Genomic DNA, 22,500 nt, shown 5'->3' with positions numbered 1-22,500 from the left:
GCACATAGACGCTTCAACCAAAACGGGGTTTTCCGGCGTGTGGGACTGGTCACCCGGTGGCAATTCGAGTTTTTGTGTGTGACAACGGGTTTGGTGTAACTCTCGGATGCACTTGGCAATTCGACCGCAACTGGTCGAGTGTCCTGTGTGGCTGGTCACTCGAATCCGATCGGTGCAGAATACGAGTCAGCCGATCGATGGGGGCGGATATGCGATCAATGCGGGCGGTATGGGGGAGTCTGCTCTTCACCGTGCTGGTGCCGGGCACGGTGGCGGGTTTCCTGCCGCTGTGGATCAGCGGCAGGCAGTTCGAGAACGCGCTACCGCCGACCGCGCTGTGGCGGGTGCTCGGCGTACTGCTGATCGCGGCCGGACTACCCGTCCTGCTGGGCGCGATCTACCGTTTCGCGGTCGAGGGCCTCGGCACGCCCGCGCCGGTGGCCCCGACCGCGCACCTGGTGGTCGGCGGCCCGAATCGCTTCGTGCGCAATCCGATGTACCTGGCCGTGGTGTCGATGGTGCTGGGCCAGGCGCTGCTGTTCGGCCGCGTCGATCTGCTCTGGTACGCGGTGATCATCGCCGTCGGGCAGGCGCTGTTCGTGCGCTTCTACGAGGAGCCGACGCTGCTGCGCCAGTTCGGCGCGGAGTACGAGCGGTATCGCGCCGCGGTGCCCGCCTGGCTTCCCCGGCGCACACCGTGGACGCCGCAGTCGCTCGCCTAGCCCAGCCGATAGGTGTCGAAGGCGTTGGCGCGGTAGAAGAATTCGGCTTCCTGTTCGGTGGCGTCGGTGCCGACCAGATGGTCGACGGTGGCCAGCAGATTGTCGAAGCTCCCGGCCATGGTGTCGATCGGCATATTCGAGCCGAACATGAGCCGTCGCCAGCCCCACAGCTGCACGCTCGATTCGAGCCAGTACTCCAGGGTCTCCCAGGACAGGTCCGGGCAGATCATGCCGAGTCCGGAGAGTTTGCACAGCCACTGGGTTTCCTTGGCGGCCAGCGAGAGCGCGTTATGCCAGGCGGCGCGGTCGTCCTCGGTGGTGCCCTGGGGCAGGCCGAGATGTTCCAGCACGACGCGCAGCTGCGGATAGCCCGCGAGGAAATCGATCCAGTCGAGCATATCGTGCGGATGCGCGACCAGATCGAAGACGCCGTCGCGATCCTGGAGCCAGGCGGCGATGGTCTCGGCGGCCGGGGTATTGGGGTGCAGGCCGCCGAATACCCGCAGCCCGCGAAAGTTCGGGCTCTGCGCCTGCCGGTCCAGATGTGCCAGCAACTCCGTCTCGGGCAGGGCCGGATCCGCCGATCCGATGATCGCCACGGGCTGCCCGGCGGTGGCGGCGATTGCGTCGATCCAGCGGCCCTCGTCGAGGTAGGCGTGCGGTGCGGTGGTCGCCGAGATGTGCACCAGCCCCGCGATCTCGACCCCGGCCGCGCGTTCGTAGTCGGCGAGTAGGAAATCGTTCGCCAGCTCGGGTGCGCCTGCGGCCGTGCCGAATTCACGCAACTGCGGATACCAGTCGTTGGCCGTGGGGTGCCACAGGTGCAGGTGCGCGTCGACTATCGGGATGGTGGGCATGGTGGCGTCTCCTTCACTGCATGGTGATGCCGCCGCTGACGCTGATCAGCTGGCCGGTGAGATAACTGGCTTCCGGGCTCGCCAGCCAGGCGATGAGGGCGGCGACCTCATCCGGGCGGCCCAGACGTTTGAGGGGGATGGCCTTGCGCAGGGCTTCGAGGTGGCCGGGGTGATCGGCCATGGCGCGGTCGACCATATGGCCCTCGATGGGGCCGGGACAGACCACGTTCACGGTGACCTGGTGCCGTGCCACTTCGCGGGCGAGCGATTTGGCGAAGCCGAAGAGTCCGGACTTGGATGCGGCGTAGGCGGATTCACCCGCAGCGCCCGCCCGCGCGCCATCGGAGGAGACGAAGACTATGCGCGCCCCGTCCGCGTCCTGGAGCGCCGGGAGCAGGTGCTGGGTGAGCTGCATGGGACCGCGCAGGTTGACCTGGTGCATGAGATCCCAGTGCGCGACGGCGCTGTCCAGAAAGCGCTCCACAATGGCCGCGCCCGCACACTGCACCAGCGCCGAGACGCTGCCGCGCACCGCCCGCGCCGCCGCCTCGATACTGTCCGGATCGGTCAGATCGAGGTGCAGCGCAACGGCTTTCGGGCCGAGTTCGGCGGCGAGCGCGGTGGCGGCGTCCAGATCGATATCGGCGATGACCACCTCGCGCCCGGACGCGGCGAGCCGGCGCGCGACCGCGCCGCCGATATCGCCCGCACCGCCCGTCACGAGCGCGCCGGTAGCGCTGTCGCCGTCACCCACTGCCTCACCCGTCCGTCCATGAATGCTTCGCAATCCATGAATAGTCGTTCAGCGACTGATTTGCGACACAACTCCGGCAATCGGCTGTGGAATTCCTGTGCGCGAGGGCCTACCGACGCGTCGGTATGTCCGGCAGTCGGCGGGGCGCGGCCTGCCTGCGCAGGGCCGGGGCGACCGGGCGGCCGGTGAGGAATCCGTCGACGCTGCCGTGTTCCAACGCTTTTCGGTAGACGATGGCGGCTTCGCGGCAGGCGTCGACGGTGTGATCGATATCGGCGTCGGTATGCGCGGCGGAGGTGACGAAGGACTGGCCGAGCACACCGCGTTCCAGGAGTTCCTGGAGGAAGAGTGTGCGATAGGGCTGGGAGGGATTGCCCTCGGGATCCTTGGTGAGGAAGACCAGGCAGGAGGCCCGGCCGCGCACCTGAAGGTGGTCGGCGATACCGATTTCGGAGGCGACCGCGTTCACGCCCTCGGCGAGGCGGCGGCCCGCGTGCTCCATGCGGCCGATGGGATCGGTGCTGCGGTACGCCTCGACCACGGCGCGAAAAGCCGCCAGGGAGGCCGTTTCCGGGCCGTGCGTGGTGGAGAGCAGGAAGACGCGATCGGCGTCGGTGCGCAGCCCGCCCAGTTCCATATATTCGCGTTTGCCCGCGAGCGCGGACAGCGGGAAGCCGTTGGCCATGGCCTTACCCCAGCAGGACAGATCCGGCCGGACGCCGTAGAGCTGTTGTCCGCCACCGGGAGACCAGCGGAAGCCGGTGATCATCTCATCGAAGATGAGCAGCGCGCCGTGCCGATCGCACAGTGCCCGAACGCCTTCCAGGAAGCCCAGCGCGGGTTCGGCCAGGGCCGTGGCCTGTTCGAGGATGACGCAGGCGATATCCTCGGATTCGAGCACCTCGGCGAGTGATCCGAGGTCGTTGTAGCGGAACTTCACCGTCGGGGAAGCCGGTATGCCCGCGGACATTTCGGTGATGCCGATGAACCAGTCGTCCACCGAGAAGAACGGCTGATCGCAGACCGCCACGGTCTCGCGGCCGGTGACCGCGCGCGCCAATCGCACCGCCGCGGTGGTGGTGTCGGAGCCGTTCTTGGCGAACTTCACCATGTCGGCGTGCGGTACCAGACTCAGGAAGTCCTGTGCCGCAAGCAATTCCAGCTCGGTGGGGCGGGAGAAGTTGACACCGTGCGCGATGGTGCGGGTCACCGCCTCCACCACCGGCGGATAGCCGTGCCCGAGGGTGACCGACCGCAATCCCATGCCGTACTCGACGTATTCGTTCCCGTCGCAGTCCCAGACCCGAGCCCCGTACCCGCGCACCAGAATCGGGGCTTTGCCCTCCGGATACTGATCGGCCCCGCGCGCGTAGGTATGCGCCCCGCCCGGCACCAGCCGATGTAGCCGCTCCTGGATGTCGTTGCTGCGAGTGAATTCAGGCATACGTTCCTCCTGCGGCGCGCCAACGGGTTTCGCTCAGTGTGGCCGCGAACGTGGGGGTCGCGCGGGCGGATGCGGTGATCTCGAACTCGGCCGCGCGCACCCGGGCGGCATCGGCGTACTTACCGCGCAGCTCCTGATCGGTGATGAGAGTGTCCAGGGCGCGGGTCAATTGGGCACGACTACCCGGATCCACCAGCAGCCCGTTCCGGCCGGGCTCGATGAGCTGTTCGGTTCCGGCCGGGCGGGTGGCGATCACCGCGCATCCCGCCCGCATCGCCTCCCACACCACGCGGCGGAACGGTTCCGGGCGCAATGAGCACTGCACGAGGATATCGGCATGGCGCAGATAGGGTTCCAGATCCTCGACCCGTTCGGTGAAGGTCACCGGTAGATCCAGCGCCGTGGCGTGCACCTCGAGTTCGGCGAGATAGGTCTCGTCCCCGGGATACATACCGCCGATCAAAAAGACCTCGCGCGGTAGTACCCGGGTTCCGGCGAGCGCGCGCAGGAACAGATCCTGCCCCTTCTCCGGTGCGAGCCGCCCGACCACGGCGATGACGGTCTGCGCGGCAGGCCGCTGTTCACTGCTGAAGGATTCATCCATGGTCGCCTCACCCCCGGGCTTGTCCCTGAATTGCGCGGTACAGGCCCCGACGCCCGTGCAGCGCAAGTCTAAATGCTGTCGGCCGGGAGCGCGCCGCACGCGTGGGTTACGGTGAGCGGCAGAAGGTAGCCGGTCGGAGGTAGTGGGTCGTGGCGAGGACACTCGCGCAGGGGCAGACATTCGCGGGCTATGTGATCGAGCGGCAGCTCGGCGCCGGCGGAATGGGCGAGGTGTATCTGGCCCGGGATCGGGACCTGCCGCGCCTGGTCGCCTTGAAACTACTCAGCCCGCATGTGGCGGACGATCCCGAGGTGCGGGCGAGATTCCTGCGCGAGGCCGATACCGCTGCGCGCCTGGCACATCCGAATATCGTCGCGGTGTACGCGCGCGGGCGCACCGAGGACCGGCTCTGGATGGCCATGCAGTACGTCGATGGCACCGATGTGGCGGCGGTACTGCGGGACGGGCCGCTGCGGCCGGATCACGCGGTGCGGATTCTGGGGGAGACGGCACGGGCGCTGGATCACGCGCACCGGGCCGGAGTGCTGCATCGCGATGTCAAACCCGCCAATATCCTGCTCGCCTGGGGACCGGATCAGCGAGTGTTCCTGGCGGACTTCGGAATCGCGAAGGCCCTGGATCAGACCAGTGCGCTGACGCGGACGGGGGAGATGTACGCGAGTTTCCAGTACGCGTCGCCGGAACAGTTCGAACTGCGCACGGATATGGATCAGCGTTCGGATGTGTACGCGCTCGGGTGCACGCTCTATCACATGCTCACGGGGGAGCTGCCGTATCCGGGCGGCAGCACCGCGCAGTTGGTGAACGGTCACCTGAACGGGCGAATTCCGCGGCCGAGTGAGCGAAATCCCGGTGTGCCAATGGCTTTCGATCAGGTGATCGCGCGGGCGCTGGCCAAGAATCGGGACGATCGATACGCGAGCTGCGGTGAATTCGCGGCGGCGGCCGCCCAGGCATCGACCGCCACGAACCAGGGCGGCGCGCCTTGGACTCCGCCGGTCATGGCGACTCCGCCCTCGGCATATCCGGCCGTGAGTTTCGGAACCACCCGGACGGGAGTGGAAGTGACGCAATTGCGGGACGCCTCGTCGTTCCCGATTCCGGTACCTCCGATGAGTCCGGCACCTGCTCCGCGGCGGCGGATTCGGAAGCGCCTGATCCTCGCGGGTGTCGCCGGATTGATCGTCGCGGCGGGACTGGGGCTCGGATTGGGCAGTGGCGCATTGCATTTCACCATCGGCGCGGGATCGACACCCGGTGCCTCGGATCCGGGCGGCGTGCCCACCGACGCCACCCGTGAAGGTGCGATCAAGGCGGCATGCGACTACGGAATTCTCATGTCGACCTACGACTACAGCGACGGTGAAGGCTGGCAGACGAAGGTCGTGAACGGCGCTACGGGGGCATGGAAGTCCCAGGCGCAGTCATTGCTCCCGACCGTTCGGCTGCTGTTGGAAGCGGATTCCGAGCACACTCGTGGCACGGACGCCAAGTGCACGGTTACGTCGGGGGGTGCCACGCACTATGAGTTGGCGGCGGATATCACGCAGATCAACTCGACCAAAGGCAAAGCCGATACCACCAATCATCAGAACATCACGCTGTCTATGGATTACGTGGATGGGAAATGGTTGTGTGGCAGGTTGGTTAGCCCGCTGTTCCCCTCGTGAGGGAAATGGTGGCAATTCTGAATAACCTTATATCACAACGGAATTAGGCTCTCTGGGTCTGTTTTTCGGGAGTAGAATAGGGGTATGAATTCAAGGGAGAACATCGCAATCACGGAGAGTGCAAGCGCACTCTCCGCTGCGATCGATTCCCTTGTTTCTCAGCCGCTCATTCCGGTGTCGGACAACGACATTGTCGAATTGATGCAGCAGGTCGAAACCGCTACCCGCAAACTCGACGCGCTCAAGCTCGACCTTGTTGTGCAGACCTGTTCACGGTCACTGCCCAAGCGCGCAGGCGCGGGCTCGGTGGCGCTGTTTCTGCAAGACACCCTGCGGATCTCACACGGGGACGCGATGAACCGCTGGCACTGCGCCGAGCAGGCCGCGATCTGGCCGCGCGTAGGAGACAACGCCGAAGTATCGACGCCTGCCCCGGTGCTGCCGAACACCGCGCTCGCACAGGAAGAAGGCGCGATCGGACTCGACCATGTGCGGGTTATCCGGCAGGTCATGGACCGGCTCCCCAACAAGGTCACCGCGGAAGACCGGGCGCTGGCCGAAGAGCACCTCGCGCGGCACGCTCGCGCATTGAACCCGAACCAGCTCCCCAAGATCGGTGACCGCATCCTGGGACACCTGGATCCCGATGGCACCCTCACCGACGACACCGACCGCGCTCGTATGCGCAGTATGCGGTTGAGCCCACAGGGCTTCGATCTGATGTCCACCATGACCGTGGTGTTGACCCCCGAAGCACGCGCCGCCATGGACGCGGTGCTGGCCAAGCTCGCGCGGCCCGGCCTGTGCAACCCCGCTGATCCTGAAAGCCCGTTCGTGGTCGATGAGAATCTCGACCCCGAGGTGGTGAAGGCTGCGGCCGCACGGGATACGCGCACCACGGTGCAGCGTCAGCACGATGCGTTGTTCGCGCTCCTGCACCCCGACTTCAACCCCGCCCACCTCGGCTCACACCGGGGCCTGCCCGTCACCACCATCCTGACCATGAGCATCACCGATGTGGAACGCGCTGCCGGAGTGGCCACCACGGCTACCGGCGGGACCGTGCCGGTCGCGGTCGCGTTGGAAATGGCTGCGCGCAAGAGCAAGACGTTCTCCGTCGTCACCGACGCCAACGCGATGCCCCTGCACATCGGTGAGGCCCGTTTGGCGAACCCGGCCCAGCGCATGGCGTTGATCGCCACCGAACGGGGGTGCACCCGCCCGGGCTGCACCGCACCCGCGAGCATGGCCGCCGTGCACCACGTGACCGAGTACGTCAAAGGCGGCCCGACCGACATCGAGAACCTCACGCTGGCTTGCGATCACTGCCACGCTCTGGTGAACGACACCCCGACCGGGTGGACCACAATCAAGCTCGGTAAGGATTCGGCCTTCGCGGGCCGCACCGCGTGGATTGCGCCCGCGCACATCGACCCGACACGGACACCGAAGGTGAATCATCTTCATCACCCGGACGAGTTGATGGCCACCGCCCCGGCGGCACAACCGTTGCCTGCTCGCCCCTCTCGGGCATGTGTGCCGAATCGGATGCGTCAGCGACCGTGGGTTTTGCCTCGCCCGGCTTGCCCAGCGCGGCAATAGGTTCCACCACCACCTGTATCCACCGTCAGGAACCCTCCTGCCGGTGCTACAGGCATGTCCGCATCCAAATAGGGTGCCCGCGCCTACCCTGACACGTCTGCGGTTCCAGCCCTGCCGCAGTCCAGACAAAGACGCAGTGCTGGGCACGTCGCCTGCCGTACCCGACTTGCTCTCCCGCAACCCAGGCCCGCACCTCACGCACCCGACGGGGTGACTGACTGTGGTCACCTTCCAAGACCAAAGAACCAAGCCGCCCAAGTGTTTTGGTTCTTGTTGTTGGTCTTTATCTTTGTTCTTGTTCTTTCTTGTCCGGGCGTCTTTTTCTTTTGTTCTTTTAGTCTTTGTCTTTAACCGTGTTGTCCTCGAACCAACTTGGGCTCGGAGGTGTATGGCTCTCCCGGGGGACAGACTGGAGGCCCAATGCCCGCCGTACCGAGAGCGCTAGCGCTCCTGGCCGTATCCGCCACAGCGGTCGCCTTGGCGGCCGGTATTACCGCCGCTGATCCGACCTCGCTGCAGGAGCGTTTGCAGATCGGTCTCAACGAGACCGTGGCGGGCGGAAGCGTCCCGGGCGCTCAGCTGGTGCTGACCGACGGCGACCGGGTGCTCCAGATCAACAGCGGCGTAGGCGATCTCGGCGCCAACGCACCATTTCCGGACAACGCGCAGGTGCGGATCGCCAGTAACACAAAAGTTTTCGTATCGTCGGTGCTGCTGCAACTCGTCGGCGAGGGAAAGGTCGATCTGGATGCCCCGGTGGAGCGCTACCTACCCGGTGTGGTGCACGCCCCCGGTGGTGACGGAAATGTCATTACCATTCGAAACCTGTTGCAGCACACCAGTGGTATTCCGGACTACCTGACCGATCTGGATCTGTCGTCGGTGGCGGCGCTGCAACAGCCCAAACCGATCGGCGATCTGATCGCCATGGGCATGGCGAAGGAGAAGGATTTCGAGCCGGGAGCCCGCTCCGAGTACTCGAATACGAATTATCTGATCGCGGGACAGGTGGTGGAGCGCGTCACCGGACTGCCGGTAGGAGTGGAGGTGACGCGGCGGATTCTGATTCCCCTCGGGCTGACCAGTACCTACTGGCCGCTGTATCCGGCGGAACAGGTGATTCGCGGCCCGCACGCGCGCGCCTATGACGACTTCGGCGGCGGCCTCGTCGATATCACCGACATCGACCCGGGCTGGGGCCTGCCCGACGGCGCGATGGTCTCCAGCGGCGCGGATTTGAATCGTTTCTTCATGGCCTTGCTCCAGGCGCGAGTGGTCGGCGCGAACGAACTGGCGCAGATGCAACGCACTGTCCCGAGCGGGGATTGGCGCAGGTCCGAGGATTTCGGCCTGGGACTTTTCCATTGGACCACCTCGTGCGGGATCCAAGCCTGGGGCCACGGCGGCACCATCAACGGCACCTTCGTGTACGGCGGTGCGACCGCGGACCGTTCGGTCACCGTGAGCATGAATCAGATTCCCGATATTCTCGGCGCGCGGGAGCGGAATATCGATCTCGACGAGGTCGTCGACGCCGGACTGTGTGCTCCGATGTGATCTCTGTGTGCCCTCCGAGGTGAAATCGAGCGGATGACAGGTACATACGATAGATTCGCTCCGTTCATGTGCTTGGCAGGGCGAGCAGAGCGAGTGCGGGGAATTGAAGATACTGGTCGAGAACGGCGAGTATGGGTTACACAATCGCGGTGACATAGCCACGATGGTCATGACGGTGCATCGGTTGCGGGAGCTCTGGCCGCACGCCCGAATCGGCATGCTCACCGAGCAACCGCGAGTGCTGCGAACGGTGCTTCCGGAGGCCGAACCCGTACACGCCGGTGGCGGATGGCAGTGGGGCAGAAGCGGTTTCGCCGGACAGCTGGAGCAGCTGGCCGGTGCGAAGCTGACCGGGCCCGCGACCTTGAAATGGCGGGACGCCACCGAAGCCCCGATGCGGCAGCTTCGCGGTGTGGGCAGCCGATTGCGCGCCGAGACGCAGGCGTTCATCGGCAGGGATCGCACCGCCTCGGCCGGAATGCCGCCGTTGCCACCGGTTCCGGCCGCGGTCGGCGAGGCGGATCTGGTGATCGCGCAGGGTGGCGGGTATATCGCCGACGCCGATCCCTATCAGGCGCATCGCACCCTCAATCTGCTGGAATACGCGCAGGCCCTGGGCATTCCGAATGTGCTGCTCGGTCAGGGACTCGGGCCGATCCGCGATCCCGAACTGCTGCGCCGGGCGGCCGCGGTACTGCCGGGCGCGGATTTCATCGGCCTGCGCGAAGGCGTGCGCGGCCCGAAGCTGCTGGCCGAGCTCGGTGTCTCCGCCGATCGTTTCGAGGTCACCGGCGACGACGCCATCGAATTCTCCTATCGCATGCGGCGCGCGGAGATCGGCGCGGATCTGGGCCTGTGCCTGCGCAATTCCGAGCACGACCGGATCGGGTACGCGGTGCGTAGCGCGGTGGAGCGGGCAAGAGTTGTCCGGTTCGGTGCTACGGTCGCCCGCCCCGGCGCGGCGGAGGAGGCGGCGCGCCAGGTTTCGCGCTGTCGCGTGCTGGTCACCAGCGCGTATCACCTGGCGGTCTTCGCGCTGTCCCAGGGTATTCCGGCGGTTGCTGTAACGGCTTCGGACCATTACGACGACAAGTTCATCGGATTGGCTGATATGTTCGGCTCCGGCCTGCGGGTCGTGCGGCTGGGCGTGGACGACCCCGAATCCGCACTGCCGCAGGCGGTCCGGGAGTTGTGGGAGTTCGCGCCCGAACTGCGCGATACCCTGCAGCAGCGGGCGGTCGAACAGATCGACGCCGTTGGCGCGGGCCTGGACCGAGTGTCCGGGCTGATGCGGAAGCGGCCGGCGCCGATCCGTTAACCCGCCGCCTCAGCTCAGGGGGAACGATGGTCAACCTCTCGATCTGCGTCCCGGTCCGGAACTCCGGACGCACACTGGCCGCCACGCTGACTTCGATTCTGGAGCAGGACAGTGCCTTCCAGGTGATCGTGCTGGACAACGCCAGCACCGACGACACCTTCCGGGTGGCGAATCTGCACCGGGACAGCAGAGTGCGGGTGGTCCGGAATCGGGAGCCGCTACCCATGGGCGAGAACTGGAACAAGGCGGTCTCGCTGGCCACCGGCCGCCTGGTGAAGGTGGTGTGCGCGGGCGATATCCTGCTGCCGGGCGCGCTGGACAAACAGCTCGAGGTGATGGGCGATCACGGTATCGCGGTGTGCGCGTCCAAGTTCCAGGTGGTCGACGCGGCCGGTCAGGTGGAGCGCGATGGGCTCGGACTCGCGAATCTGCTGGGGCAGCGCGATTCCCGCAGCCTGATGCGCAGCATCGTGCGGCGCGGGCCATCGGAATTCGGGCCGACCGCCACGGCCATGTTCCGCCGCGCGGACTTCTCGCGAGTTGGCGGATTCCGCGGTGATCTGGTGCTGCCCATGGACGTGGATCTGCTGGCCCGGGTCAGCGCCCTCGGGCATTTCTACGGTATGGCGGAAAGCCTTGCCGCTTGGCGTGATTCGCGCTTCAACCGTTGCGGTGACATCGCCACCGCGGCGAAACTCGGTGAGCTGCTGCGGTTTCAGCATCGCCTGCGGCGGGAGTATCCGCAGCTGATCGGACCCGCGACGATACTGGGCGGCGACCTGCGCCTGGCCCGCATCGCGCTGGATCGATTGCGGGCTCGGGCGGCCGCCGCCCTGCTGCGCCGGCCGGAGCTGCTGCGATGAAGTTCCGGTCGGGAAGATCGAATCAGATGGTCCAGAGCGGACCGTAGGTGGTCACGCTGTCCCCATTGCTGGTGACGATCTTGACCCACGGGCGAATGGTGGTCTGGCCGAGCACACCGGTCACGGTGGCGTGGAAGCCCGACATCTGAATGAAGCCGTCCGCGCCGGAGATATCGCCGCCGGCCGCCTCGACGGTCTGGATGCCCGGGCCGAAGCCGACCGCCAATTCCACGCCCAACTGCGGAATCAGGCTGTTGACATCGACTTTCGGGTCATTGCCCAGTTCCAGACCGAGGCTGGGGGTCCACCACTGGAAGCGGATCTTGCCGTCCAGGGTGGCGGGATAACCGACCTGGTAGCCGATGGTGATGTGCCCGTTCCAGTTATCGGCGTTGGGACCGCTGATATGGAAGCCCGCTTTACCGTCGTGGAACCACTCACGACTGAGCGGGTTGCCGTCCAGGGGCGGCACGAAGCTGATGTGCGTATCGGATTGGATGGCCTCGACCGTGCGCTGCTGGCGGTCGAGGATGGAACTGCTGCTGTCGATGCCGGCGACCGAGGTGCTGGTCTCCATGGCCAGCCCGACGGTGAACGCGGCCGCTACGGCCAGGGTGCGCGCGATGGCGCGCTGTTTGGAGCGCTTCATTGATGTTCCCACTTTTCCCTCATCAGGTATTGCTCATCTCAGCCGCCGACCCTCATCAGCGGCTGTTCCTCTCGATCACAGGTCGACCACCCACCTCCCCTCCAGCTCCGGCCACTGCGCGCGCACTTCCGGCAGTAGGTCGGGAAGGGTGAGCAGGATCCGATCCGGCCGGGCCGCGACGAGTTCGGCCGGGGAGATGATCGGAATATCGGTGCCGGGCATGCGGCGGCCCTGCTTTCCGGGCGAGGCATCGGCCACGGCGGTGAGCAGGCCCCGGTGCGCGCCCGCGAGATGTAGCAGCGCGACGGCTCGGGAGGCGGCGCCGTAGGCGAAAACCGTGTGCCCGGCGGCGTTTTCGCGCTCCAGCCAGGAGCTCAGCGCGTGCGCCTGTTCATCGGCCGCGCGCTGGAGATCGCGGACCGCGTCGGGTCCGGCGTCCAATACCTCGGATTCGGCATCGAGTATCCGTGTCACGTCCGAATCCACCGGCGCACTGTCGGTTCCGTGCACCGCCGCGACGAGAATCGTTCCGCCGTAAAGACTGAACTCCCATGCGGCGGCCACCCGCATCCCCGCCGCCGCGAGCAACAGTCGCAGCGTTCGCAGGCTGTAGTACGCGAAGTGCCCGTGCCGCAGTGCATTCCACTGACCCTGCGCGACAATCGCACGCAGCGTGTGGAATTGGAGCAGTAGCACGCCGTCATCGGCCGTCGCCGCCGCCCGCTGCGCGAAGGCCGCCCGCTGATCGGGTTCGTGCATGATGCCGAAGCAGTCGATCACCACATCGGCCGGTGCCTCGGTCACGGTGAACCCGCGCGACTCCAGCAGCGGCAGCCAGCTGCCACCGTGCGGACTGCCGAATTCCCGGACGGTGCCGCCGTTCAGCCATCCGGCGGCCTGCACGCCGGAGACGGCCGCGGCGGCCTGATCGCGCAGGGCCTGCGGTTCCACGCCGCGCGGTTCGGCGGTGACGGTGTCATCCTCGGCGAGCTGGGCCAGCCCGCAGTCCGGGCACTGATCCATGGCCAGCGGATGCATGGAAACACTATGCGCCGTCGGCGCGTCCAGCGCTGGAAAGTCGTCTGCCGCAGGCATTTTGCCGAGATCGAGCACCCGCTCCAGTGCGGCCGCCCCGCAGCCGCGGCATCCCCGCGTCGATGCCGCGGTCATGGCACGATGGCCTGATGCGCATCGAAACCACCGAGCTCGCCGACGTGCTGGTGCTCACCCCGGACCCGTTCCGGGACGACCGCGGCCTGTTCACCCGCACTTTCGACGCCGAGGAGTTCGACGAGTACCTGGAGCGACCGGGTTTCGCGGCGAGCTTCATCCAGGATTCGCAATCGCGCTCCCATCGCGGTGTGGTGCGCGGAATGCACGGCCGGGCGGGCCGGGGTGAGGCCAAGCTGGTGCGGTGTGCGCACGGCGCGGTGCACGACGTGCTGGTGGACATTCGCCCGAACTCGCCGACCTTCGGCCGCCAGCAGGCTTTCCTGTTGGACGACAATGACTTCCGGAACCTGTTCGTACCGCCCGGGTTCCTGCACGGTTTCCAGGCCGTGAGCCCGGTCGCCGATGTCTGCTACCGTATCAACCGGCCGCACGATCCGGCCGAGGATATCGGCATCGCGTACAACGATCCGGATCTGGCGATCGAGTGGCCGCAGCCGGTCACCGTGGTCTCGGACCGCGATGCCGCCGCGAACTCCTGGCGGGACCTGCTCACCGCCTTCGGAATGTAGTCGCACTCAGGCTCCGATCCGCCGCAGTTCGTCATCGAGCACTCCGGCCTCCTTGAGGGAGGTCAGGTGTGCCAGGCGGGTGAAGCGCTGGAAGAAGGCATCGCTGGTGAGTCCGCGCGCGGTGTATTCGCGGTACAGCTCGGCCGCGCCGTCCGGAATGCTCCAGGCCGCCTCGAAGCCGAGTTCCTTTCTGGCATAGGAGAAGTCGACCCGGTACGAGCGCGGATCGGCCCCGCTCTCACCGGTGATCAGCAGCTTGGAGTCCGGCACCGCCTCGACGACCGATTGCGCGATCTCGGCGACGGTGAGGTTATTGGCCTCGGTGCCGACGTTGTAGGCGCGGCAGTGAATCGCCTCCAGCGGGGCCTCCAGGCAGGTGGCGAACGCGCGCGCGATGTCCTGCGCGTGCACCAGCGGCCGCCACGGCGTGCCGTCGGAGAGCACCTTCACCTCACCGGTGAGCACCGCGTAGCCGACCAGGTTGTTGAGCACGATATCGGCGCGCAGCCGGGGCGAGAATCCGAAAGCCGTGGCATTGCGTAGGAATACGGGCGAGAACCCGGAATCCGCGATCGCCGCCACATCGTCCTCGACCCGCACCTTGGATTCGGCGTACGGGGTCAGCGGGCGCAGCGGTGCGTCCTCGGTGACCAGTCCGGCCCCGGCCGCACCGTAGACCGAACACGTGGAGGCGTACAGGAACCGCCGCACCCCGGCCGCTTTGGCCAGCCGGGCCAGCCGCACCGAGGCGTGATGGTTGATGTCGTAGGTGATCTGCGGAGCCAGCGCCCCGAGCGGGTCATTGGACAGCGCCGCCAGATGTACGACCGCGTCGAATCCGGCCAGCTGTTCGACGGTCACATCGCGCAGGTCCACCGCGATCCCGGGCGGCGGCTCCGGGGCGTCACCCAGGACGCATTCGGCGAAATAGCCGGTGTCCAAACCGGTTACCTCATGTCCGGCCGCCTGGAGCTCCGGCACCATGACCGTCCCCAGATACCCCTGATGCCCGGTGACGAGTACCCGCATGCTCATTGCCCTCCGAAAGTGATGATCGCCTTGTCCAGCAGGAATGCCTCCGCGTGCCGGGCCCGGCACTGCACACCGCGCAGCCGGGTCAGCCCGAGAAAGGACTGTGCGTCGAACCAGTCCCGATCCCGTTGCGAGGGATAGTGTTCGAGCAGCAGTTCGGCCTTGCGCTCCGCGTAGCCCTCGGGCAGCGGATGGAAGATCGAGGGCTGCGGGGTGTCGGTCTCCCACTTGAGGATCTCGTAGCCCAGTACCAGCTGATCCCGGAATTCGGTGGGCGCGAGTTCGGCCAGCAGCCGGTGATCCTGGTGCGCGTCACCGCGATGCGGCGCGAACACCAGATCTGGGTTGCCGTCCCGGCGCAGCTCGGCCACCGCCCGCTTGGCGCGCTCCCAGTGCGCGGGTGCGTAGCCGTCCGGGATATCCAGAATCCGCAGATCCACCTCCGCGCCCGGGCAGAAGGCCTCCAAGGCTTGCTTCTCCTCGACCGCGCGCTCGGTGCCCGCGCCGGTCAGCACCAGCGCCCGGACGCGCAGTCCGGGAACGGTATCGGCGAGTGTCAGCAGGGTGCCGCCGAGCCCGATGGCCAGATCATCGCAGTGCGCGGCCAGCAGTGCGATCTCCCGGACGGCCCCGGTATCGAGTCGGATCATGCTCTGGCTTGCTCCCACACCATCCACGGGCGATCACCCGAGTGATAGCCGGAATCGAGTTCCGCGCGTTCCTTGAAGGTGTCCGCGGGCTTCCAGAAGCCGTGGTGCTGATAGCCGTACAGCCGTCCCTGCGCCGCCAGCGCACCGCAGGCGTCCTCTACCAGATCCCCGCCGGGCGGTAGATGGTCGAAGATGTCCTGGGTGAGCACGAAATAGCCGCCGTTCTCCCAGATGGGCAGCTGCGAGACCGGGGTGATGTTCTTGACCTCACCCGCCGCGTTCACGTCCACGCAGTGGAAGGAGGACTGCGGCGGCACGATCATCATCGACGCCGCGGCCCCGGACGCCTGGAAATCACCGATCACCTTGTCCAGCGGGGCGTCGGTGAGCACATCGGCGTAGTTGGCCAGGAAGTACCGTTCACCCTCGAGGTGATCGCGCACCCGGCGCAGTCGTTCTCCGATCGGCGATTCGACCCCGGTGTCCACGAAGGTGATGGTCCAGTCGCTGATGTCGGATTGCAGCAGTTCGACTTTCCCGCCGCGGATCACGAAATCGTTGGATACCGACTCCTGATAGGTCAGGAAGAAGTTCTTGATGTGCGCGGCCCCGTACCCGAGGCACAGGATGAAGTCCTTATGCCCGAAGTGCGCGTAGTACCGCATGACATGCCAGATCAGCGGGCGCGGCCCGACCATCTGCATGGGTTTGGGGATGGCGTCCTCGGAGCCGTTGCGCATGCGCATGCCGTAGCCGCCGCAGAACAGTACAACCTTCATTTCGCCGGCCTCTCAGCGTGATGCAGGGTGGGGAGCGGATACACGATCTCGCCGCCCCAGTCGGTCACCCGGCTCAACTGCGCGGTGATCTCGGTTTCCAGATTCCAGGGCAGTACCAGCACGACATCGGGCTTGTCCGCGTCGATGACCTCGGGCGGATGAATGGGAATGCGGGTGCCGGGCGTGAATCGCCCGTGCTTGTAAGGGTTTCGGTCCACCGTGTACGCGAGCAGGTCCGGGCGGATACCGCAGTAGTTGAGCAGGGTGTTGCCCTTACCGGGCGCTCCGTAGCCGACCACGCGCTTACCGTCGGCCCGCGCCTCGAGCAGGAAGCGCAGCAGCTCCTGGCGCACGGCCTCGGTACGCGGGCGCAGCGCGAGATAGCCTGCCACATCGTGCAATCCGGCCTCGGCCTCGAGCGCGAGCACCTCGGCGACCCGCTCGCCGGGTTCGGCGATCGCATCGGGCCGGGCCCACAGGCGCAGCGAACCGCCATGGGTGGGAAGCAGTTCCACATCCACTACCGTGAGCCCCGCGGTGGCCAGCGCCCGCTGCGCCGCCAGCACCGTGTAGTACTGGAAGTGTTCGTGATAGATGGTGTCGAACTGGCCCAGCGCCACCAGGTTCAGCGCGTGGTGCACCTCGATGGAGAGCCAGCCGTCATCGGCCAGCAGCGCCCGCAGCGACCGGGTGAAACCCAGCAGGTCCGGGATATGCGCATAAACATTGTTGGCCACAACGAGATTCGCGGGTCCGCGTTCGGCCCGCACCCGGGCTGCGAGCTCCTCGTCGAGGAAGGCGGTCTCGGTGGGCACGCCCTTCTCGCGCGCCGCCGCACCCACATTCACCGAGGGTTCGATGCCCAGGCACGGGATGCCCGCGGCCACGGCGTGCTGCAGCAGGTAGCCGTCATTGCTGGCGACCTCGACCACGAACGAATCACCGTTCAGCCCGAGCCGCTGGGTGGCCTCCTCGACGAAGAGCTTGGCGTGCTGCACCCAGCTGTCGGAATACGAAGAGTAGTAGGCGTATTCGGTGAAGGTCTCGGCCGGGGTGACCAGCGCCGGGATCTGCAGCAGCAGACAGTCCGCGCAGACCCGCAGGTGCAGCGGATAGGTGGGTTCCGGCTGATCCAGCTCCGCGGCGGTCAGGAATTTCTCGCAGGGCGGTGTCGCCCCCAGATCGAGAACGCTCACCAAATTGCTGGAAGAGCACAGACGGCAGTGCACGCGAAATCCCCACCTTTCACCGATACCGACCCGGCGGCAAAGGCCGGCTGAACTGTGGTCGGCTCGATCCGGCCTTACGTTACAACAGGTTTGGCCGCCACCGCCGGGTCTGCGGGTGACCTCCCGGCATCCGGGAAGTGGATTTCTGCGACTCGCAGAAGTCGGTAGTCGATCGGCTACCTCGCGAGTCTTGCAATTCAAGGGTTACGCGTATCTAATGTGCTCGAAACCATATGCGGCGGCCTGCGATTACGCGTTCGGGGGAGGGATGGGGGAAACAAACGGGAAACCGGTTGCGACGCTTACCGCAATCCTCCGGAAACATTGGTAGCCCGCAGTTTTCGCCGTCGCGCGAGTGCGGGGTGTGTAACATTCGGGCTCTTACCACCGAAAGAGTCGGCGGCCCCAGCGGTATGCCACGCGGGGACCGGCATCAGCCCGTTTGAGGAACTGATCAGTGGGGATCGGAACCCAGTTCTCCCGTGGGGGAGGTGCGTTCGTACATGAGTTTCGAGATGTCCGCCGGTCGCATCGTGCGCTCGACCCGTTTCACCCGAGCCGTGCCGCGCTCGGATCGTGAACGGCGGCAAGCGGATTACGCCCGCCGGGTGGGTGTGAGCGAACTGGCGATCCTCACCGTCACCGTCATCGCGGCACAGTGCGCCTGTGCCCCGCGGCCACTGCCGATCGGTATTCCCTACGCCGCGATATCGGTGCTGCTGGTGGCGGCCTGGAGCACCGTGCTCGCCCTCACCGGCACCCGGGTATCGCGCGCGATCGGCAGTGGCACAGACGAATACCGGCATGTGGTGTCGGTCTCGCTCAAGCTCTTCGGCGGCCTGGCCATCGCGTCCATGCTGCTCGGCCTGGGCCTTTCCCGGTCCTACCTGATAGCGGCACTGCTGCTCGGCGGCGCCGGACTGCTGGCGGGGCGGTGGTGCTGGCGTGGCTGGGCGGCCAGGCAGGGTGTGCACCGCGGCGATCTGCTGATCGTCGGCAATCCCGATGCGGCACAGGAGATGGCGGCGGTATTCGCTCGCGATCCGCACAGCGCGTACCAGGTCATCGGCGTGTGCACCGGTGCGGACGGACCGGGCGCGGTGCTGGCCGCGGCCCGCGGTACCGGCGCGGAAGCGGTGGCTGTCACCGTCACCGACACCCTGAATCTCGCCGACTTCCGTGGTCTGGCCTGGGAATTGGATGCGCACGGCATCGAGCTGCTGGTCGCGCCCGGGCTGATCGGCATCTCCGGAACTCAGCTCACCCATCGCATCGTCGCCGATATGCCGGTGCTCCAGGTGACGAAACCGCGGTACGGCCACTCCAAATCGATTCGCAAGAGCGCCTTCGACTTCTGCTTCGCGCTGGTGGTGCTGATCGCCATCGCGCCCATGCTGCTGGGTATCGCGGCCGCCATCAAGGCCACCAGTCGCGGGCCGGTCTTCTATCGGTCCGAGCGCGTCGGCCGGGACGGCCGCCCGTTCCGCATGCTGAAATTCCGCAGTATGTACGCCGAGCCGGAAGTGCATATCGACGCACTGCTCGGCACCGGGGCCGATCCGCGAATGACGCCGGTGGGCAGGGTGATTCGCCGTCACCGGCTGGACGAGCTGCCGCAGTTCCTCAATGTGCTGCGCGGTGAGATGAGCATTGTCGGACCGCGCCCGCAGGTGCGGCTGCACGCCGATCCGGACGATGACGTGACCCTGCGCGGTCTGCTGATGCGGCCCGGTGTGACCGGGCTCTGGCAGGTCAGCGGTCGTTCGTATCTCACGCCCGAGGACGCCATGCGGCTGGACCTGTCCTATGTCGAGAACTGGTCCGCGGTATTGGATCTGGTGATGATCGCCAAATCCATCGGCGCGGTGACCAGGGGACAGGCGCTATAGCCGGGCCCTATAGCGGAGCCAGTGCCGCCTCGTTCTTCGCGGCGGTGAATCCGTCGTGGAACACCACGCCGGGGCCGCCGATGGTGGGATCGCGATAGTAGCCCTGCTTGAAATAGGTGCCGCCGCCGTGCGGCATGAGCGTGCGGACCATACAGCGCGTCTGTCCCGCACAGGGTTCGGCGTCGAACACCTGCCGCACGCCGCCGATCCACAGTTCGATGAAACCCACGTCATCGCGGGTCGACCAGAGCACATGCAGTTTGATGTCGAGCCAGGTATCGGTGATCAGCGGAGTGCTCCACGGCGTATACGTCGCGCCCGGATGCCCGGGGGCGTCATAGGTGGAAACCACCACGCCCCAGCGGTTCACGCCCACATTGGTGGGTCCGGACGCCACCGCCAGCGGCGGCGGACCGTCCTCATTGGCGTGCCACTGCGACAGCACGGTCCAGCCGTGATCGGCCGGGAAGCCGTTCTCGAAGCGGGTGCTCCACTGGTACCAGCGGTCATCGCCCTCATCGGAGCGGGTGGCCTCCTCGCCGCTCACCTCGGCGCGATCACCGCAGCACAGTTTGCCGGGCGTATCGCCCTGGTGCACTTCGAATCTGGCGGCATAGCGGCCCTGGCGCACCACCGAGGTCTCCACCTGCATGCGATCGGACTGATCGTGATAGCTGGTGCACGGTTCACTGCGGACCGCGATGTTCTGGCAGTCGGCCCACTGATCGAAATTACCGGTCTCGAAATCGCCGACGAACCGATCCGCCACGAAGGGTTCGGCGGCGGTGGTGACATCGGGGGTCGGTGAGACCACGGTGACATCCGGCGCTCCGCAGCCCGTCAGCACGGCGAGCAGCAGGACCCCGAAGGCGCGGGCGAACCGCAACGAGCTACTCCTGTGGTGAATGGCGCCAACTCGCGCCGGTGAGCGACTCGTACCACGCTACAGTCGTGGTCAAGCCCTGATCGAAGTCGGTATGCGGCTGGTAGCCAATGGCATTGAGCCGGGAGATGTCCACCACCAGCTGTTCCGGATCACCGGGCCGATTACTGCCACTGTAATCGAAATCCGGATGCAATCCGGTGATGGAGCACAGCGATTTCGCCAGCTGGTCGATGGTGTACTCGCGTCCCGCGCCCACGTTGTAGACCTCACCGCGCAACGGGGCATTGGCGGCCACGATCATCACCGAGCGCGCGGCATCGCCGACGAACAGGAAATCGCGCACCTGGGTGCCGTCGCCATGGATGAACAGCCGTTCGTGATCGCGATCCAGTTTGGCCAGCAGATCGAACACCACCTGTTTGCGCTGGCGCGGCCCGAACGCCGAGAAGAACCGCACCGAGGCCATATTCAGGCCGTACAGGTTCGCGAACACCGCCAGATACCGTTCGGCCGCCAGCTTGCCCACCCCGTACGGGGAGATGGGCACGGTGGGATCGTCCTCGCTGATCGGGATGCGCACCGAATTGCCGTAGACCGCGGCGCTGGAGGCGAAGACCAGGCGGCCCGGCCATTTCAGCCCGCGCAGCGCTTCCAGTAGTCGGAAGGTGGTCTGGAAATTGAGTTCGAGATCGAAGGCCGGATCCTCCACCGAGGGCGGTACATAGGCGTTGGCGGCCAGGTGGAAGATGAAATCGGCCGGATGATCGGTGAGGTACTCCGGCCAGTCCAGCTGCCGAATATCGGTCTCCCGCAGCGTGATCGCGTCCGCCACGGCCGCGAGGTTGTCCCGGCTGCCCGAGGTGAAGTTGTCCAGCACGGTGACCCGTGCCCCGGCGGCGACGAGCAGTTCGACCAGGTGCGATCCGATGAATCCGGCTCCGCCGGTCACCAGTACGGCGGCCCCGGTCCAGTTGAAATCTTGCTGCGATGCGGTCACGGTCTCTCCCCGTTGCGGTCTCGACGTCCACTACATCCCGGCGACCCGGCGATATGTTTCTACCGTGCGGCGCGCGACCGCGTCCGGTTCGAATTTCTCCAGGGCCATCTCATGGCCGCGCCGGCCGAGATCCAGTGCCAGTTCCTGATTTTCGAGCAGTTCCACCATGCGCGCGGCCAGTGCGGTGACATCGTCGGGCGCGACCAGATAACCGTTCTCGCCGTCGGTCACCATCTCTCCGATACCGCCGACGCGCGAGGACAGCACCGGTTTCCCGGCGGCCATGGCCTGGGCCAGGATGGTGGGCGAGGTCTCCTCCTGGGAGAACAGCACCACGGCGCGGGCGGCCGAAATCTCTTCGCGCAGCCGGTCATTGTCGACCATGCCGGTGAATTCGAGGTTGTCGTCCAGCCCCAGCGCGGTGGCGTGCGCGCGAATGGCGCGCGCGTACTCGGCATCGGGCTGCGGGCCGACAACGGTGAGCCGGGCTTTCGGAACCCGCTGTACCGCAAGGGAGAACGCGGTCAGCAGACCCTCCGGATTCTTGCGCGGCGACAGCACACCTGCGAACAGCAGTCGCGGCTCGGTCGTCGCCGAGGGCGCGAGCGCGAAGAATTCCGGCGCGGTGGGATTGGGAATGCTGATGTGCTCCCCGCGCACCATGCCCGCCAGCGCCTTCGCGTCATAGTCGGAGATGGAGATGACGACCTTCGCCCGGCGCAGCACCCGGCGCACCATGGCGGCCACCAGGTGATAGCGCACCCGTTCCTTGATGCTCGCGCGCGCTTGCAGTTTCGTCTCCAGATGCACCAGGCCGTGCACGGTGACAATGGTGTTCAGGCTGATCTGGGTGGCGATATCGCCGCGCAGGCCGATCTCCTGCGCGTGCACCACATCGGGATTCAGCTCGGCGATGATCCGGCGGGCTTGGCGCACATCGAGATACGAGCCCGTCGCCACCCCGAGCCGGGATTGTCCGCGCAGATAGCGGATCTCGACCTTGGGACCTTCCTGCCGGGTGTGCACGGGCACCTCGCCGGTGTGGAAGCGCAGCACGGTGAGCCTGTCGATCTCGTCGCGAGCCGCGAGGGCGGGCACCAGGGTGCTCGTCACCGATTCGATCCCGCCCACGATCTTTCCGGGTTCGAACGGATAGGTCGCGATCATGACAACGTTCAGGCCCAACGTGTGCTCCTCGATGCGTCACCGCCACAGCCGTCCCCCGCAGACCTGGG

Annotated in this window: 21 protein-coding genes; 8 read left to right on the top strand and 13 right to left on the bottom strand. The window is 66.3% G+C overall.

Going from position 1 to position 22,500, the window contains the following annotated elements; all coding sequences use genetic code 11:
• The first annotated feature begins 209 nt into the window (after window positions 1-209).
• Complete coding sequence (locus ACFC4D_RS02805; RefSeq protein WP_376061419.1) at window positions 210-722, top strand: methyltransferase family protein; 513 nt, start codon at window positions 210-212, stop codon at window positions 720-722.
• Here ACFC4D_RS02805 and ACFC4D_RS02800 read toward each other — a convergent pair.
• The 4 genes from ACFC4D_RS02800 to ACFC4D_RS02785 form a co-directional block, all read right to left on the bottom strand.
• The gene (locus tag ACFC4D_RS02800) at window positions 719-1,579 is read right to left on the bottom strand and encodes an amidohydrolase family protein (RefSeq protein WP_376061417.1); all 861 of its coding nucleotides are present in this window, start codon (window positions 1,577-1,579) and stop codon (window positions 719-721) included. The two genes, ACFC4D_RS02805 and ACFC4D_RS02800, sit on opposite strands and share 4 nt — an antisense overlap.
• A gap of 13 nt (window positions 1,580-1,592) precedes the next feature.
• Window positions 1,593-2,333 carry an SDR family NAD(P)-dependent oxidoreductase gene (locus tag ACFC4D_RS02795; RefSeq protein WP_376061416.1) on the bottom strand — a complete coding sequence of 247 codons (741 nt, stop codon included), beginning with the start codon at window positions 2,331-2,333 and terminating at the stop codon, window positions 1,593-1,595.
• 109 nt (window positions 2,334-2,442) lie between these two features.
• Window positions 2,443-3,777 carry a glutamate-1-semialdehyde 2,1-aminomutase gene (locus tag ACFC4D_RS02790; protein WP_376061414.1) on the bottom strand — a complete coding sequence of 445 codons (1,335 nt, stop codon included), beginning with the start codon at window positions 3,775-3,777 and terminating at the stop codon, window positions 2,443-2,445.
• Window positions 3,770-4,381 (bottom strand): glycosyltransferase family 4 protein, encoded by a 612-nt coding sequence (locus tag ACFC4D_RS02785; RefSeq protein ID WP_376061413.1) that lies wholly within the window; start codon window positions 4,379-4,381, stop codon window positions 3,770-3,772. The genes ACFC4D_RS02790 and ACFC4D_RS02785 overlap by 8 nt, the downstream gene beginning before the upstream one ends.
• A gap of 149 nt (window positions 4,382-4,530) precedes the next feature.
• Between ACFC4D_RS02785 and ACFC4D_RS02780 the strand changes: the two genes are divergently transcribed.
• From ACFC4D_RS02780 to ACFC4D_RS02760, 5 genes are all read left to right on the top strand, one after another.
• The gene (locus tag ACFC4D_RS02780) at window positions 4,531-6,072 is read left to right on the top strand and encodes a serine/threonine-protein kinase (RefSeq protein ID WP_376061411.1); all 1,542 of its coding nucleotides are present in this window, start codon (window positions 4,531-4,533) and stop codon (window positions 6,070-6,072) included.
• A gap of 201 nt (window positions 6,073-6,273) precedes the next feature.
• The gene (locus ACFC4D_RS02775; protein WP_376061410.1) at window positions 6,274-7,674 is read left to right on the top strand and encodes a DUF222 domain-containing protein; all 1,401 of its coding nucleotides are present in this window, start codon (window positions 6,274-6,276) and stop codon (window positions 7,672-7,674) included.
• A gap of 420 nt (window positions 7,675-8,094) precedes the next feature.
• The gene (locus tag ACFC4D_RS02770; RefSeq protein ID WP_376061408.1) at window positions 8,095-9,231 is read left to right on the top strand and encodes a serine hydrolase domain-containing protein; all 1,137 of its coding nucleotides are present in this window, start codon (window positions 8,095-8,097) and stop codon (window positions 9,229-9,231) included.
• Between the two features lie 103 nt (window positions 9,232-9,334).
• A complete protein-coding gene (locus tag ACFC4D_RS02765; protein ID WP_376061406.1) occupies window positions 9,335-10,549 on the top strand; it encodes a polysaccharide pyruvyl transferase family protein in 1,215 nt (404 codons plus the stop codon).
• Window positions 10,550-10,575: 26 nt separating this feature from the next.
• Window positions 10,576-11,412, top strand: coding sequence for a glycosyltransferase family 2 protein (locus ACFC4D_RS02760; RefSeq protein ID WP_375967069.1), 837 nt, complete (start codon window positions 10,576-10,578; stop codon window positions 11,410-11,412).
• 22 nt (window positions 11,413-11,434) lie between these two features.
• Here ACFC4D_RS02760 and ACFC4D_RS02755 read toward each other — a convergent pair whose 3' ends face one another.
• Window positions 11,435-12,061 (bottom strand): MspA family porin, encoded by a 627-nt coding sequence (locus ACFC4D_RS02755; protein WP_376061405.1) that lies wholly within the window; start codon window positions 12,059-12,061, stop codon window positions 11,435-11,437.
• A 75-nt stretch (window positions 12,062-12,136) separates the two neighbouring features.
• Window positions 12,137-13,231, bottom strand: coding sequence for a methyltransferase domain-containing protein (locus ACFC4D_RS02750; protein ID WP_376061403.1), 1,095 nt, complete (start codon window positions 13,229-13,231; stop codon window positions 12,137-12,139).
• Between the two features lie 14 nt (window positions 13,232-13,245).
• Between ACFC4D_RS02750 and rfbC the strand changes: the two genes are divergently transcribed.
• A complete protein-coding gene (gene rfbC, locus ACFC4D_RS02745; RefSeq protein WP_376061402.1) occupies window positions 13,246-13,803 on the top strand; it encodes a dTDP-4-dehydrorhamnose 3,5-epimerase in 558 nt (185 codons plus the stop codon).
• A 6-nt stretch (window positions 13,804-13,809) separates the two neighbouring features.
• On the opposite strand, the gene ACFC4D_RS02740 is transcribed toward rfbC, so the two are convergent.
• From ACFC4D_RS02740 to ACFC4D_RS02725, 4 genes are read right to left on the bottom strand one after another with little or no spacing between them, the layout of a single operon-like run.
• Window positions 13,810-14,832 carry an NAD-dependent epimerase/dehydratase family protein gene (locus ACFC4D_RS02740; protein WP_376061890.1) on the bottom strand — a complete coding sequence of 341 codons (1,023 nt, stop codon included), beginning with the start codon at window positions 14,830-14,832 and terminating at the stop codon, window positions 13,810-13,812.
• 2 nt (window positions 14,833-14,834) lie between these two features.
• Window positions 14,835-15,485, bottom strand: a complete 651-nt coding sequence (locus ACFC4D_RS02735; RefSeq protein WP_376061400.1) for a PIG-L deacetylase family protein — start codon at window positions 15,483-15,485, stop codon at window positions 14,835-14,837.
• The gene (locus ACFC4D_RS02730) at window positions 15,482-16,264 is read right to left on the bottom strand and encodes a glucose-1-phosphate cytidylyltransferase (protein WP_364633581.1); all 783 of its coding nucleotides are present in this window, start codon (window positions 16,262-16,264) and stop codon (window positions 15,482-15,484) included. The genes ACFC4D_RS02735 and ACFC4D_RS02730 overlap by 4 nt, the downstream gene beginning before the upstream one ends.
• Complete coding sequence (locus ACFC4D_RS02725) at window positions 16,261-17,493, bottom strand: methyltransferase domain-containing protein (protein WP_376061398.1); 1,233 nt, start codon at window positions 17,491-17,493, stop codon at window positions 16,261-16,263. Before ACFC4D_RS02725 ends, ACFC4D_RS02730 begins: the two co-directional genes overlap by 4 nt.
• 503 nt (window positions 17,494-17,996) lie before the next feature.
• On the opposite strand from ACFC4D_RS02725, the gene ACFC4D_RS02720 reads away from it, so the two are divergent.
• Window positions 17,997-19,382 (top strand): sugar transferase, encoded by a 1,386-nt coding sequence (locus tag ACFC4D_RS02720; protein ID WP_376061396.1) that lies wholly within the window; start codon window positions 17,997-17,999, stop codon window positions 19,380-19,382.
• 7 nt (window positions 19,383-19,389) lie between these two features.
• Here ACFC4D_RS02720 and ACFC4D_RS02715 read toward each other — a convergent pair whose 3' ends face one another.
• The 3 genes from ACFC4D_RS02715 to ACFC4D_RS02705 are packed head-to-tail and all read right to left on the bottom strand — an operon-like array spanning window position 19,390 to window position 22,450.
• Entirely contained in the window at window positions 19,390-20,268 is an 879-nt protein-coding gene (locus ACFC4D_RS02715; protein WP_375967080.1) for a polysaccharide lyase, read from the bottom strand.
• Between the two features lie 4 nt (window positions 20,269-20,272).
• Entirely contained in the window at window positions 20,273-21,265 is a 993-nt protein-coding gene (locus tag ACFC4D_RS02710; RefSeq protein WP_376061394.1) for an NAD-dependent epimerase/dehydratase family protein, read from the bottom strand.
• A 30-nt stretch (window positions 21,266-21,295) separates the two neighbouring features.
• Window positions 21,296-22,450: a glycosyltransferase family 4 protein gene (locus tag ACFC4D_RS02705; protein WP_376061393.1), complete on the bottom strand. Its 1,155-nt coding sequence runs from the start codon at window positions 22,448-22,450 to the stop codon at window positions 21,296-21,298.
• Window positions 22,451-22,500 lie beyond the last annotated feature (50 nt).

Source organism: Nocardia sp. NPDC056000 (assembly GCF_042269265.1).
GTDB lineage: Bacteria > Actinomycetota > Actinomycetes > Mycobacteriales > Mycobacteriaceae > Nocardia.
This window is presented reverse-complemented; position numbering and strand designations above follow the sequence as displayed.

Excerpts from the sequence above, each read along its gene's own strand:
- ACFC4D_RS02805 (WP_376061419.1), top strand. The coding sequence starts at position 210 with ATGCGATCAATGCGGGCGGTATGGGGGAGTCTGCTCTTCACCGTGCTG.
- ACFC4D_RS02800 (WP_376061417.1), bottom strand. The coding sequence starts at position 1,579 with ATGCCCACCATCCCGATAGTCGACGCGCACCTGCACCTGTGGCACCCC.
- ACFC4D_RS02790 (WP_376061414.1), bottom strand. The coding sequence starts at position 3,777 with ATGCCTGAATTCACTCGCAGCAACGACATCCAGGAGCGGCTACATCGG.
- ACFC4D_RS02785 (WP_376061413.1), bottom strand. The coding sequence starts at position 4,381 with ATGGATGAATCCTTCAGCAGTGAACAGCGGCCTGCCGCGCAGACCGTC.
- ACFC4D_RS02775 (WP_376061410.1), top strand. The coding sequence starts at position 6,274 with ATGCAGCAGGTCGAAACCGCTACCCGCAAACTCGACGCGCTCAAGCTC.
- ACFC4D_RS02770 (WP_376061408.1), top strand. The coding sequence starts at position 8,095 with ATGCCCGCCGTACCGAGAGCGCTAGCGCTCCTGGCCGTATCCGCCACA.
- ACFC4D_RS02760 (WP_375967069.1), top strand. The coding sequence starts at position 10,576 with ATGGTCAACCTCTCGATCTGCGTCCCGGTCCGGAACTCCGGACGCACA.
- ACFC4D_RS02755 (WP_376061405.1), bottom strand. The coding sequence starts at position 12,061 with ATGAAGCGCTCCAAACAGCGCGCCATCGCGCGCACCCTGGCCGTAGCG.
- ACFC4D_RS02750 (WP_376061403.1), bottom strand. The coding sequence starts at position 13,231 with ATGACCGCGGCATCGACGCGGGGATGCCGCGGCTGCGGGGCGGCCGCA.
- rfbC (WP_376061402.1), top strand. The coding sequence starts at position 13,246 with ATGCGCATCGAAACCACCGAGCTCGCCGACGTGCTGGTGCTCACCCCG.
- ACFC4D_RS02740 (WP_376061890.1), bottom strand. The coding sequence starts at position 14,832 with ATGCGGGTACTCGTCACCGGGCATCAGGGGTATCTGGGGACGGTCATG.
- ACFC4D_RS02735 (WP_376061400.1), bottom strand. The coding sequence starts at position 15,485 with ATGATCCGACTCGATACCGGGGCCGTCCGGGAGATCGCACTGCTGGCC.
- ACFC4D_RS02730 (WP_364633581.1), bottom strand. The coding sequence starts at position 16,264 with ATGAAGGTTGTACTGTTCTGCGGCGGCTACGGCATGCGCATGCGCAAC.
- ACFC4D_RS02720 (WP_376061396.1), top strand. The coding sequence starts at position 17,997 with ATGAGTTTCGAGATGTCCGCCGGTCGCATCGTGCGCTCGACCCGTTTC.